Raw genomic sequence first — 12606 nt, 5'->3', positions numbered from 1 at the left:
GCGTAGCACCATGGCACGCGGCCGGGGGCACGGCCAATTGAAAAGCGGTGGAGTGTGTTGCGCTTCGCCGAACCGGCTATGCTGCGGAACTTTTCTCGAATCGACGATCGGTGAGTATGAAGATATGGGTAGACGCGGACGCCTGTCCCGCGGTGATCAAGGAGATTCTTTTCCGGGCGGCCAACCGCACCCAGGTGCCGCTGACCCTGGTGGCCAATCAGCCGCTGCGTACCCCGCCGTCGAAATGGATCGATGCCATTCAGGTGGGTGCCGGATTTGACGTGGCCGACAACGAGATCGTGCGGCGGCTGGAGTCGGGTGACCTGGTGATCACCGCCGACATCCCCCTGGCGGCCGAGGCCATAGCCAAGGGCGCCCAGGCCCTGAATCCGCGCGGCGAGCTGTACACCGAGGGGACGATTCGCGAACGCCTCAGCATGCGCGATTTCATGGATACCCTGCGCTCCAGCGGTGTGGATACGGGCGGTCCCGCCGCCTTCAGCCAGGCCGACCGCCAGGCCTTCGCCAACCAGCTCGACCGCCTGCTGACCCGTCAGGCGAAAACCCGGTAGCCGGCTCGTTCAGCGTTTCCCGAGTGGGGTCGCCAGGCCGTCGAGGCTGACCGCGTTCTTTTCCGCCCAGTAGCGTTCCAGACCCTCGGGCCCCTTGCGTTCGCTCCACTCGGTCAGGGTAGGGCGTGGCTGCAGCTCGCCCTCCGGTACGCCGAAGCCACAGGAGGTCTGAATGCGGTGGATCTCGACGTCGATGATCTGCCGGGCACCCGGGTGTTCGGGAAAAGCACCGTACAGGGTGTTCCAGGCGGTATCGGTCGGGAGTACGGTTCGCCCGCTGCCGTACAGCCGGAGAATCTTCGGTTTCCCGGAAAAGGCACAGAACATCAGTGTGATGCGGCCGTTTTCGGCAAGATGGGCGGAGGTCTCGTTGCCGGAGCCGGTCAGGTCGAGATAGGCCGCGCGGCGAGGACCCAGGACGCGCAGGGTGTCGAGCCCCTTGGGAGACAGGTTGACGTGGCCGTCGGCTGCGAGCGGGGCGGATCCCACGAAATAAACCGGCTGGTCGAGGATGAAGGCCGTGAGTCGTTCGTCCAGGGCAGGGAAGGTCTTGGCCATTGGCATTACCGGCTTGATCGAGGTGAATCGAGACGTTGAAGGCATGTTTCGGTACCCTCGAGAGCGTACTACAACGTTGCCTCGGCCCGGAGATTCACATGAGACATTTGCTGCGCCCCCTGCTCCTGATGCCCGTCCTGGTGACCGGGCTTGCCGCCTGCGGGGGTGGCGAGCGTGTGTCCGAGGTGACGCTGGCCCAGCTGGCGGGCGCGGCGGGCGAGTTCAACGGTGAGCTGGTGCAGACCGAGGGCGTGGTCAAGCGCTTCGACGAGGACCCCGAGCGTTACCACTACTGGCTGGAAGACGAGGACGTGAACCGCGTGGCGGTCGAGCCTCACGACGAGGTATCGGATCGGCTGGGGGAACACATTCGCGTGGTCGGGCGCTTCAGCTACCACCCGGAAGAAGGCCGCCTGATCGAGATCGACCCGGCCGCAACGGCAGCCCTGGATGCGACGCCTTAGGGAAACACTGACTGGTGTTCCCCCAGCTTGAAGATCCGCTGGGCGGCAAGGTGAAGCCCAACCTCAAGGCCCTGGAGGAGAGATGAGCGAGTGGATCGACGTGGCACCGGCCGACAGTATCGCGGACGGTGAACATCGTCTGGTGGAGACGGCGGGAACCGAGGTTGCGATCTTCAACCTCGATGGCGAGTTCTTCGCGGTCGAAAACCTCTGCACGCACGAAGAAGTGCCCATCGCCGACGGAGAGCTCGACGATGACTGTATCACCTGCCCATTGCACGAGGCTCAGTTCTGCCTGCGCACCGGCGAGGTGATGGAGCCCCCGGCGGAGGATCCGCTCACCCGCTTCCCTACACGTGTGCACGAGGGGATGGTTCAGGTCGGCTCCGAACCGCTCGACGACTGACCATCATCCAGCGGGCATTGCCCGCGCGTGGTGCAAAACGGAATTTTGTAGCTGTTATACCGCTTCACGCGCTGTACACTACCGAGCTAACACTGAGCTAACGGCCGCGCCGCGGCCGGTCGCGAAGGCGGGACGCATGGCGGGAACGGACTCCAGGGACAAAGGAAACTACCAGGACGACACGGCGATCTGGAGCGGCCTGTCGGGGCTGTCCGAGGCGCAGCGTTCGGAGCTGGCGGCCGGTGTGGCCCCGCGTGTGGTCGATCACCTTGATCAGTGTCTGGAGTGGGTCGCGACCGAATGGAGCGCCGGGCGCGTCTGGGGCGACCAGGAAAGTGACGCAGTCGAGTGGGCCAACCAACTCCATGCCTACCAGTACGTATTGCGGCGCGAGTTCGAGGAGGCACTGAACCGCGACCTGCGCACCACCACCTATCCGCCCGAATACGATTTCTCCGGCACGCGCTATGCGGGTGGTGATTCCGGGCTGCAAGTACTCGACGACTACCAGTCCACCCGACGCTCCCTGCGGCACAAGCTCGAGGGCGTGATCCGCGAGCACAATCGCTACTCCTACTACATGTTCCAGCAGGCCGCGCGCGAGGAGCACCGCTTCGAGCACCCGGGCTGGGCACCCTGGTCCCCGCTGCACTGGTACGAACGGGTGATCGAGGCCGCCGAACGTCAGTTTGGCCGTACGGCCATGACCCTGGACCTGATGCGGGCCTACGTGAAGTGCATGGGGCGCACAGGCGCCCCGATGCTGGCCTTCGTGGTGGAGACGATTGACGAGTGCGGGCTGGTGACCGAGCCGCCTCGCAGTCCGGAGGCGCACGAGTCGGAAAGCGTGCCCCAGCAGCGCGCAAGCTGGGCCCACTACACTGCGGGCAGCTCTTCGCGATCCACGTCCGAATCAACCGCCGGCGGAGACCCGGCGGCGCTGGGGCTGGGGGCGGCGGGCTCCAGCGGGACACGCGAAATGCCCCCGCCGGATGCCGACCCCACCGCCTGGGCCATGTGGGCCCGCGCCCTGGTGCAGGCCCAGGGGTTGCCCGCCAGTTCGCCGCATGCGGCCGGCTCCGGGGCCGGGGGCACGGGCGGCGAGCGGGTGGATCCGGAATCAGCGGAATTCTCGCGCGAGTCCTTGACCCCGTTCATCCTCGATCTCTTGCAGGGGATGTTTGATCACATCTTTCGGCAGGTCGGGTTCAACTCGCGCGTGCGTGCGGCCATTGCGGACATGCAGTTCTCGCTGGCGCGCGTGGTCATCCGTGATCTCTCGTTCTTCCGCGATCGCTCGCACCCGTTACGCCTGTGGATCGGCAGCCTGATCAACACCGGCGTGCGTGTTAGCCCGGATGACCAGGCGGCGGGCAACGACGCCATCGAGGCCTATCTGCAGCATATCCAGGAGTCGGTCAATCGGCTCCGCCACGAAGCCGACAGCATGGACCGCGATGCCGCGCAGGCCCTGCTGGGCGACTGGCTGGCGGCGATCGAGGAGGAGGATGCGCGCTGGCAGGAGCAGCAGGATCCCCATATCGATCCACTGCGCCAGGAGGAGCGCGCTGCGCGCGCCCGGCGCAGCCTGACCATCTGCGTGCTGGAGACTGGTGCGGAGCTGCCGGAACGTTCGGCCGAACAGATCGCCGAGGCCTGGGAAGACCTGCTGGCCGCGGATGGCGACTCGGCCGAACGGCTGGATCAGGTGGTCAAGGACGTGGCCAAGGCGATCTGCAACCGCGCGACCCCGCAGGAGGTCAACCCGATGGTGCAGCGCATTGTGGCGACCGCGCGCGAGGCCGGGGTCTCCGAGGAGCGCGTGAAGGCCGTGGTGCAGCACCTGGGCCAGGCCCATCTGCAGCGAATCCGTGCCTCCGGGGACGAGCCCCGTTTCGACCCGCAGGAGCGCATCCGGGCCCGGCGCTCCGTACGCTTCGAGGACGACGATCCGGATCTGCTGGCGGACCAGGACGACCCCTATGTGTTCGAGGCCTCGCGGGTACAGGTCGGGGACTGGTTCGAGTTCATCGACAGGGCGACCGGCGAGACCCAGCGCATGGCGCTGGTCTGGCGCGGGGAGGCCACGCGCCGTTTCCTGTTCCTGTCGCTGGACGGCGTGGCCAGCCGCCGCCACAGCCTGCAGGGCGTGGCCCACGAGATGCGCGAGGGCCGCATGCGCGCACTACCCCGAGACAACCCCCTCGACGCGATGATCCGCTAGCGCCAGGGTCTCTGGGTCCGATGTGGGAGCGGGCTCGCCCGCGAAGCCCCTGCCCGTGCTCTCATTCAGCGCACTCCCCATCCCCGGGACAGTAGCGCAACGCCAGCACGGTAATGTCATCCGCCTGCGTGGCGCCATCGGCGAAACGCTCGACGGACTCCAGCACTGCATCGACCTGCTGGCGTGCGGGCTGGGAGGCGATCTGCCCGTACAGCGCGAACAGCCGGTCCTCGTCGTACAGCTTCTGCTCTTCGTCCGCCGCCTCGGTCACCCCGTCGGTATACAGCAGCAGGGCATCGCCGGGGGCCAGGCGGACGGTCTGCACTGGATACTCCATGTCTTCCATGGCCCCCAGTACCAGCCCCGGTGGCAGCTTCAGCCAGTCGTAGGTGCCATCGGCGCGGTGGATCAACGGCGGGTTGTGGCCGGCGTTGGCAAAGCGGACCTCGCCGGTGCCCAGGTCCAGTACCCCGCACAGGTAGGTCACGAACATGCCGTTGTCGTTGTTCAGGCACAACTCGTTGTTGACTCGGGTCAGGATCTCGCCCGGGTCGCGCGGGTCCTGCTCGGCGATACCCTTGACAAGCGTCTTGGTCACGGCCATGAACAACGCGGCGGGAACACCCTTGTCGGAGACATCGCCGACCGCGAAGAACAGGGCGTTGTGCTCGCGCAGGGGGAAGAAGTCGTAGAGATCCCCGCCGACCTCCTTGGCCGGGATCAGACGCGCTGCGAGGTCGATGCCCACGTCCAGGTCGGACAGGTCCAGCCGCTTGGGCAGGAAGCTCATCTGGATGTTGCGCGCGATCTTCAGCTCGCTCTCCATGCGCTCCTTGGCGGCGGTGGTCGCGGTCAGGTCGTTGATGTAGTCCTTCAGCGACAGGCGCATCTCGTCCAGCGAGTGGGCGAGCTGGCCCACTTCGTCGCCGGTGCGGATCGGCGGCAGCGGGCGGTCCAGGTTGCCGCGGGCGATCTCCCCGGCGCTGCTCGCCAGGCCCTTCAGCGGGCGGGTGATGCCGCGCGAAATGCCGATGATGGTCCCCAGCAGGATGAAGAAGCCGATCGCGGCGATGATCAGCACCCAGTGCATCACGCGCAGTATGTCCCCGAACAGTTCGCGCTCCGGGATGATCACGCCCACCGCCCAGTTCGCCTCGGGCAGACGCACGTGATAGAGCCGCGCGGGTTCCTCCAGCAGGGCCTCCGGCACGCGGGAGAAGCCTTCGTCGGTCTGCTGGATGCGCCGTCCGAGTTCGCGAAGTTCCGGCTCGCCGCGGGTTTCGGCCAGGCTGAACAGGCTCTCGCGCATGATCCAGTCGCGCTGTGGATAGGTGATGAAGCGCGTACGCGGGCTGACCAGAAACGCAAAGCCGCTGTCGAAGATTTCCACCTCGTCCACGCGCGCGGTCAGGGCCGGCAGTTCGATGTCCATGGTCACGATCCCGCGCAGCGCCTCGGCGTCGTCGGGGGCGAAGAACGGGCGCGAGTAGGTGGTGATCAGGCGGTTGGGGTCGGCGGCCGATGGAAAGGGTTCGGTCCAGAAGCCGCTGCGCGTGAGCGCCGGGATCTGGTACCAGTCCCGGGTGAAGTAGTCGAAGTCGTCACCGCCCAGGTGCATGCGCGCGATGCCGTTGGGCGTCTCGTAGGAGAACGGGCCGTAGTAGCGCTCGTCGGGGTCGGCGGCATAGGGCTCGAAGGTCACGGCGGCCCCCTGCACCGCGTCCGACTGGAGGGTCACGTCGTCCAGCACGGGAAACAGGCCGTCGGGTCGAATCTGTCCCGAATTCAGGGCGCTGGCGAGGCCCTGTGCCGACCCGGCCACCTCGTTCAGTGACGAGCGGATGCGGTTGGCCGTCGCGTGGGTCAGCTCGCGCGCCTGGTCCTCGGCGTGCTCCAGCATGATATCGCGCACCATCAGATACAGCGCGCCGGAGGAGATAAAGAAGATCGAGCCGGTTGTCAGCAGGGTGACCAGGGCAAGGCGAACGGCGAGGCTCTTGCGGCCGTTCATTGCGTGAGGTCCTGGTGAAACTGCTCGTATGGCACCGGCTCCCATTCCAGGTGCCCCAGGTTGCGCATCAGACTGACGGCCAGCTGATAGTCCTGCCGGTCCAGGCGCGGACCGCGGAGCGCCTCGTCTTCCAGGTACAGCGGGCGCAACGCCTCCAGCATCAGACGCTGGTGCGCCCGGTTGGTCGGCTCCCCGGCCCGGATGACGCGATCCATCACCGCATCCACTGCGGCGTCCGGGTGAGCAAATGCGTACTCCCAGCCCCGCAGCGAGACTTCGACGAACGCGCGGATGGCGTCGGGGCGTTCGCGCAGCGTCGATTCGAGGACATAGATGCCGTCTTCGGCCAGACCCACGCCATGATCCTCCAGCGGCATGACCTCGATCTCGTCCGGATCCAGACCGCTGAGATACAGCTCCACCAGCTCGTTGTAGCGGGTGGCGGTGGCTGCCGTGACCGCGCCGGTGCGCAATGCGGCCATCGTCGCCCCCTGGTCGACCGTCTCGGGCTGCACCCCGTAGGTGCGGAATAACGCCTCCGGCTGAAGGCTGAAGCTGGCCCAGCGCGAGACGCGCTGCCCGTCCAGGTCCTCGGGCACCAGGATCCCGGACTCCGCCAGCGATACCAGCACCAGCGATGAGTCCTGGATCAGTTGTGCTACGTTGACCACGTCCACGCCCTGTTCACGCAATTCCAGCGCCTGGGTGAGGTAGAGCAGAGCCACGTCGGCCTCCTGGCGGGCCAGCGTGGCGGGGGCGGGGTGCTCCGCGCCGTGCGGGAGTATTTCAAGCTCCAGTCCGGCGTCCTGGTACCACCCCATCTCCTTGGCCAGGTAAAAGCCGGCGAACTGCGCCTGAGGGACCCAATGGGGCTGAAAACGCAGGGTTTGCGTGTCGGCCATCGCAGTGCTGGCGCAAAGGAGCAGGACAGCCGCCAGGGCCAGTACGCGGCGCATGGCGGCACCCAGGCCATGGGCCGCAGAATTGGGGAATCGTGCGTATGCAGCGTCCATGGGGAGGGAGTCGGCCGTGGGGGTCTTAGACGGCGACAGCATACCGAGGTGTTCCTGCGGGCGCATCCAGTCACGCGCAAGCCGTCAGGCGGGCGTTATTCGGGCATCGCGGTGGCGCCAGCGAAGGGGGTGGGAACGGCCGAGGGGACGAGGTTCGCGGGTTGCGCGGTGGCTGGGGGTCTTGTGGGTGGGGTTGGCACTGACCATCCTCGCGCCGTTCGCGGCCGGTGCGTCCTCGCCCCCGTCCGCGGCCGATATCGGCACCCCGATCCCGATCGCGCAGCAATCGGCGCCCGAAACGCTGCACTCTGGCTGGTTCGAACGTCCCCCGTATCAGGCCGGTTCCGACAGAGCGTCCCGGGCATCCCCGACCGGGCTCGACGTGCGGGTCGCGCAGGAGGCGCTGGCCGGTGTCGGGCATGGCGCCGAGTTCACGCCGCTTTCCTGGAACGACCAGCTCGCCGCACTGCGCCACGGCGCGATCGACTTCGTCATCGGCAGCTATTTTGATTCCGGTCGCCTCGACTATGCGCAGTACTCGCAACCCTACCGTCAGGAACGCAACGCCCTCTATGTGCGCGCCGGCGAGCGTGGTGATTATTCATTCGAGGATCGCGCCGGCCTGGCCCAGGCGGTTCGCGACGGAGACTTCCGGCTGGGGGTGACCACCGGCTATGCCTACGCCTCCAGCGAACTGGCCGATCTGGTCGCGGATCCGGGGGAGGCCGCGCGCCTGTACCCCGCCGCCGGTGACGAGGCCCATATCCAGGCGCTGATCGAGGGCCGGATCGACGGCTTTGTCGCGGACCCCGTGATTGTGGACCTGCTACTGGCGCGGACGGATCGTGCCCGTGCGATCCAGACACATCCGCTGGACCTGGGGACCGTTGGCGTGCGGGTGATGTTTTCCCGCGCCACCGTCCCCGCGGCGTTCGTCGAGCAGTTCAACGCGCAGCTGCAGGCGCTGGAGGACAGCCGGCGGATGGCCACGCTGGAAGTCGAGCATGTGCTGCCCGCGTTTCTCTCGATGGCCACCAGCGAGGCCTGGTTCAATACGCTTACCCTGCTGGGAATCCTCGCTTTTTCCGCCTCCGGGCTGATCCTCGCCCGGCGCGAACGCTACAACCTGTTCGGCGCGCTGGTCCTGGCCTCGTTGCCGGCGATCGGCGGCGGCGTGCTGCGCGATCTGCTGCTGGGCCGCGACCCGATCTTCATCTTCGAGACGCCGGAGTTTCTTCTGGTCCCGATCGTAGTCGTGGGCGTCGGCTTTGTGCTGTACAAGCTGCACGATCATGTACTGGTGCGCTGGCATGTCGTCCAGGAACTCCTGACGCGGCAGCAGGCGGGACTGGGCGGGCGCGTGGTGGGGAATCTGCAGCGTGGACTGGATGCCTGGGCGGTGGCCTCTTTCACCGTGATCGGCGTCGGGGTGGCCGTCGAGTCGCAGGCCAGCCCGTTGTGGCTCTGGGGCCCGGTAATGGCCGTGGTGACCGCCTCGTTCGGCGTGATCATGCGCGATGTGGTGCGCTCGGACTTCAACATCGACATGCTCAAGCGCGACTCCTTCGCCGAGATCTCGGTCCTGGGTGGGATTCTGTATTCGCTGATCCTGCTCTGGCCCCCGGTGGAGCTGAGCCTCGGATTCATCCTCATCGCCACGCATGCGGTGATCGTGCTGCTGTTCCTGGCGCGCCTGGGCGTTCTCTACTGGGGCCGTCCCAACCCGTTGCAGATGGGGGATCCGCATACCCTGCCGGAACGGCGCCTCGAGGCACTGGCGCGGCGCGAACCGGAGGCCTGGTCCAGTCTGACCGGCTACCTCACCGAGGATAACGAGGGGCGGGCCCGCCCGGCCGATTCCGGGGAGCTGGAGCGCCTGCACAAGGACTTCGAATACCTGTTGCAGCCGGTGTTCGCCGAGCTGGACCGGCTGGCGGGCGAGCCCCTGCTGGAGGCCGCCGCGCGCCGGCATGAGGCCCTGCGTGATCGCTTCCGGCTGGTCGCCCGCCTGGAGCAGCAGATGTATGAGCACCTGCGCGCGACTGTGATGGATATGGAGACCGCGTCCGACGAGGTGGCACGGGCCCTGGAGGGTCGTGTTCTCGAGGCCCTGCGCGGATTGCTGGATGCCGCGACCATGGCCGTGAACTCAAGGGATCGCGACGACCTGGTCTGGCTGCGTGACATGACGGCCAATCAGCGCAGCCGCTTCGACGCCCTGCGCGCCCGCTACCTCGACCCCGATCATTTCCAGCCCGGGGGTGCGCTGGACCGAGTGCTGCAGCGCACCCACCGCGTGGAACGCATGCTCTGGATGCTGGCCGAGTACGCGGAGCGGCGGCTGGAACCGACGCTGAGCCCGGTTCAGGGTGATCGGCGTGCACTGCAGCGGCGTTTCCTGCGCGCCGGCTGATTGCCTGGTCGGTGGTTTACTGAGTTGCGGCCAACTGGCGGGTACGCAGGTGCGTGGCGCCGATCACCGCAGCAGGCACCAGCAGCAGGTTCACCAGGGGCACCATGGCCAGCAGCGTCGTCCCGGCGCCGAACGCGAGGGTCTGCAGGCGGCGCCCCCGTAGCCGCTGACGTACCGCTGCGAACTTGAGGCCGTCGTTGGCCAGAGGGACCTCCATGAACTCCACCGCCAGCACCCAGCTGCCATAGAGGAACCAGGCGGCGGGCGCGAGCAGGTTGAGCCCGGGCACGAACGTGATGATCAGCACCGGGATCAGCAGCAGGGCGTAATACCCGAGCTTGCGCGCCGCAGTGGCCAGTGCATGTATGGATTCCGCGGTCAGCGAGCGCGGCGCGGCCAGCGGTGGATGGCCCAGGCCTTCGGCCGTGCGATAGGCCAGCGGCCCGGAGAAGGGGCTGGCCACGATCGCGGCCAGGGCCACGGCGGATATCCCGATCACCAGCAGCAGGAACAGGGCGAACAGCGGCCACAGCAGCCAGGCCAGCCAGTCCAGGGTCTGCGGCAGCCAGGCGGCGAGCAGGGCGTCAAAGCCCACCGCCGCGGCTGCGACCAGCGCGCCCACCAGCAGGACATTGATGATCAGCGGAATGATCACGAGCCCGCGCAGGGCGGGCTCGCGGACGCGTGTCAGGCCCCGAAACGGGGCGAGGAACGCGTAAAGCGGCGAGAGGGGTCTTGCCCGCTGGTTCAGCGGCGGGCTCCGAACAGCGTCAGAACCAGTCCCACCGCGGCCATGATGCCGCCACCGATCAGGTACATGCGCGTGTCGTCCGTGTAGCGCCCGGTGAAGGTCTCGTGCAGCTCTTCACCCAGGCTTTCGGTCGCGTTGTAGCCCATCACCAGCAGGATGATGCCACCCACCAGCAGGGCGATTCCGAGAATACGGCTCCAGTGCATGTCTACGTCCTTTCTTGTTGTGGTTCTTTGCCTGAATGTAGCACTGATCTCCGGGGCCGGTGGTGACCTATCCAGAGAAACGCGAGTTTCCCCGGTTGCGTAGGAGGCCAGCCCTCTGGCCGATGGGGCGTGTCCGGCGTCGCATCGCGCAGGGGGCTGCGCTCCTACAGGGGTGTGTCTTGCGTAGGAGGCCAGCCCCCTGGCCGATCGCCGTTGGCTTCAGCGAGAAGGCGAGAAGGCCTCGAGCCCGAGGCCGATGCGCGCCAGGCGTGCGGCGCCGTGTGCGGCGTCGTCGTTGTCTGCGGCCATCACCGGGATCTCCAGGATGCGTTCGCGGATGCGCGTCCACGTGGGGTTCGCGGCACCGCCACCGAGCGTGATGACGCGCTCCACGCGCGGCGCTCCGAGCTCCGTCAGGCGCCGGTAGCCATCGCGCTCGATGCGCGCGATCCCCTCGAACAGCCCCTGGAGAAAGCGCGCGTCTTCATCCGGACGCGGCGTAAGGCGGGGTTCCAGTTCCGGATCGCTGACCGGAAACCGCTCGCCCCGGCGGGGCAGGGGGAGGTAATCGAGACCCGTGTCCGTATCCGGGTCTATCTGCTCGCTGAGCTGTTTGAGCGTGGCGTCGTCGAAGTGCTGGCGCGGTACTGCGCCGCCGCTGTTGGAGGCGCCGCCGATCAGCCACTGGCCAAACAGGTGATGGCTGTAGATCCCCAGCTCGGGCGCAAACACGGGCTCCGACGAGAGCTGCTTGATCACCATGGTCGAACCCAGGCTGGTGACCCCGGTGCGGTCGTCTTCAACCCCGGAGGCGAGAAAGCCGGCGATACTGTCGGTGGTCCCGGCGATCACCCGCGAGGCCGGGTTCAGCCCCAGGTGCTGCGCCATCTCGGGGGCAATCGGGCCCAGGTTCGTGCCCGCCGGGACGACCTCGGGCAGCAGGTTGGCATCCGTGGTCAGAATGTCCTCCAGCCAGTCCGGCCAGCCCTGCCAGAGGGCGTCGTAGCCAAGCTTCAGCGCATTATTCTCGTCCATCACATCAAAGCGCCCGCGCAGCCGCCCGGCGATCCAGTCGGCCTGATGCAGCACGCGCCGCACCCCGGAGAGGCTCTCGTGGCGGCGCACCCACAGCAGCTTCGCCGCCGAGGAGCTGGGGCTGTGCACGGCCGAACCGCTGGGCGCGACCCCGGCGAGGATCGCGGTCATGTCGGTGGCGCGGGCGTCGTTGTACATCATGGCCGGGCGCACCGGTCGGCCATCGGCATCCAGGAACAAAAGCGTGGCCGAGGTGCCGTCCACCGCGATCGCGACGGGCTCGCCCTTCAGGTGCTCGGCGGCCTCGCGCAGCAGTTCCCGCACGAGGGTCCACCACTGCGCGGGATCCTGCTCCGCGATGCCGTCGCCGTCCGTCTCCGATTCCGGGAGATCCCGCGTGGCCGAGTACACCCGCGCGCCGTCCGGATCCACCAGCGCCAGGCGGATGCCGGAGGTCCCCAGGTCGAGGCCGATCGCGTGCACGGGAGCCGGCTACAGGCCCGAATGCAGCGGGCTGCGCCCCGGGGGCGGGAGCGTGACGCGCTCCGGCGGGGTCCAGCCGGGCTGGCGGTGCTCCGCCACCACCGAGGTATAGATGCCGCCACGCACATTGAAATAGGAGGTCAGGCGCATGAAACGCGGCTCGGTCGCCGCGACCAGATCCGCCAGGATCTGGTTGGTCACCGCCTCGTGGAAGGCCCCCTCGTCACGGAACGACCACATGTAGTTCTTCAGCGACTTCAGCTCCACGCACTTGTGGTCGGCCACATACTCCAGGTGCAGCTCCGCAAAGTCGGGCTGACCGGTGGCCGGACACAGGCAGGTAAACTCCGGGATGCGGATATAGATCGCGAAGTCGTTCTCCGGCGCCGGGTTGTCGAAGGTCTCCAGGGTCTTGCTCGGCTGGCTGGGCATGTCGGTTTCTCGTTGCGGATAAGAGATGTGGGAGCGTG

Annotated in this window: 12 protein-coding genes; 5 read left to right on the top strand and 7 right to left on the bottom strand. The window is 67.3% G+C overall.

Annotated features, from left to right (window positions below; genetic code table 11):
* The first annotated feature begins 116 nt into the window (after nucleotides 1-116).
* Nucleotides 117-572, top strand: coding sequence for a YaiI/YqxD family protein (locus F579_RS0104880; protein WP_019023999.1), 456 nt, complete (start codon nucleotides 117-119; stop codon nucleotides 570-572).
* 9 nt (nucleotides 573-581) lie between these two features.
* Here the strand turns inward: F579_RS0104880 and F579_RS0104875 are convergent, their stop codons facing one another.
* Nucleotides 582-1130 (bottom strand): pyridoxamine 5'-phosphate oxidase family protein, encoded by a 549-nt coding sequence (locus F579_RS0104875; protein WP_019024000.1) that lies wholly within the window; start codon nucleotides 1128-1130, stop codon nucleotides 582-584.
* A gap of 98 nt (nucleotides 1131-1228) precedes the next feature.
* On the opposite strand from F579_RS0104875, the gene F579_RS0104870 reads away from it, so the two are divergent.
* The 3 genes from F579_RS0104870 to F579_RS0104860 all read left to right on the top strand — a co-directional run bounded on the left by F579_RS0104870 (nucleotide 1229) and on the right by F579_RS0104860 (nucleotide 4224).
* The gene (locus F579_RS0104870; RefSeq protein ID WP_019024001.1) at nucleotides 1229-1594 is read left to right on the top strand and encodes a hypothetical protein; all 366 of its coding nucleotides are present in this window, start codon (nucleotides 1229-1231) and stop codon (nucleotides 1592-1594) included.
* Between the two features lie 82 nt (nucleotides 1595-1676).
* The gene (locus F579_RS0104865) at nucleotides 1677-2000 is read left to right on the top strand and encodes a non-heme iron oxygenase ferredoxin subunit (RefSeq protein WP_019024002.1); all 324 of its coding nucleotides are present in this window, start codon (nucleotides 1677-1679) and stop codon (nucleotides 1998-2000) included.
* Between the two features lie 136 nt (nucleotides 2001-2136).
* Complete coding sequence (locus tag F579_RS0104860; RefSeq protein WP_019024003.1) at nucleotides 2137-4224, top strand: DUF1631 family protein; 2088 nt, start codon at nucleotides 2137-2139, stop codon at nucleotides 4222-4224.
* A 61-nt stretch (nucleotides 4225-4285) separates the two neighbouring features.
* Here F579_RS0104860 and F579_RS0104855 read toward each other — a convergent pair whose 3' ends face one another.
* Together F579_RS0104855 and F579_RS0104850 are read right to left on the bottom strand one after the other, a co-directional pair.
* Complete coding sequence (locus tag F579_RS0104855; protein ID WP_019024004.1) at nucleotides 4286-6235, bottom strand: SpoIIE family protein phosphatase; 1950 nt, start codon at nucleotides 6233-6235, stop codon at nucleotides 4286-4288.
* A complete protein-coding gene (locus F579_RS0104850) occupies nucleotides 6232-7191 on the bottom strand; it encodes an ABC transporter substrate-binding protein (RefSeq protein ID WP_026301018.1) in 960 nt (319 codons plus the stop codon). The genes F579_RS0104855 and F579_RS0104850 overlap by 4 nt, the downstream gene beginning before the upstream one ends.
* 244 nt (nucleotides 7192-7435) lie before the next feature.
* On the opposite strand from F579_RS0104850, the gene F579_RS0104845 reads away from it, so the two are divergent.
* Complete coding sequence (locus tag F579_RS0104845; RefSeq protein ID WP_019024006.1) at nucleotides 7436-9661, top strand: TRIC cation channel family protein; 2226 nt, start codon at nucleotides 7436-7438, stop codon at nucleotides 9659-9661.
* A 16-nt stretch (nucleotides 9662-9677) separates the two neighbouring features.
* Here the strand turns inward: F579_RS0104845 and cysZ are convergent, their stop codons facing one another.
* The 4 genes from cysZ to queF all read right to left on the bottom strand — a co-directional run bounded on the left by cysZ (nucleotide 9678) and on the right by queF (nucleotide 12568).
* Nucleotides 9678-10352 carry a sulfate transporter CysZ gene (cysZ, locus tag F579_RS0104840; protein ID WP_051076692.1) on the bottom strand — a complete coding sequence of 225 codons (675 nt, stop codon included), beginning with the start codon at nucleotides 10350-10352 and terminating at the stop codon, nucleotides 9678-9680.
* A gap of 56 nt (nucleotides 10353-10408) precedes the next feature.
* A complete protein-coding gene (locus tag F579_RS0104835; protein ID WP_018995138.1) occupies nucleotides 10409-10618 on the bottom strand; it encodes a DUF3185 family protein in 210 nt (69 codons plus the stop codon).
* A 219-nt stretch (nucleotides 10619-10837) separates the two neighbouring features.
* Nucleotides 10838-12136 carry an FGGY-family carbohydrate kinase gene (locus tag F579_RS0104830; RefSeq protein WP_019024008.1) on the bottom strand — a complete coding sequence of 433 codons (1299 nt, stop codon included), beginning with the start codon at nucleotides 12134-12136 and terminating at the stop codon, nucleotides 10838-10840.
* Between the two features lie 9 nt (nucleotides 12137-12145).
* Nucleotides 12146-12568: a preQ(1) synthase gene (gene queF / locus F579_RS0104825; RefSeq protein ID WP_018174047.1), complete on the bottom strand. Its 423-nt coding sequence runs from the start codon at nucleotides 12566-12568 to the stop codon at nucleotides 12146-12148.
* Nucleotides 12569-12606: the final 38 nt, after the last annotated feature.

Source organism: Thioalkalivibrio sp. ALJ21 (assembly GCF_000378605.1).
In the GTDB taxonomy this organism is placed as follows: Bacteria; Pseudomonadota; Gammaproteobacteria; order Ectothiorhodospirales; family Ectothiorhodospiraceae; genus Thioalkalivibrio.
This window is presented reverse-complemented; position numbering and strand designations above follow the sequence as displayed.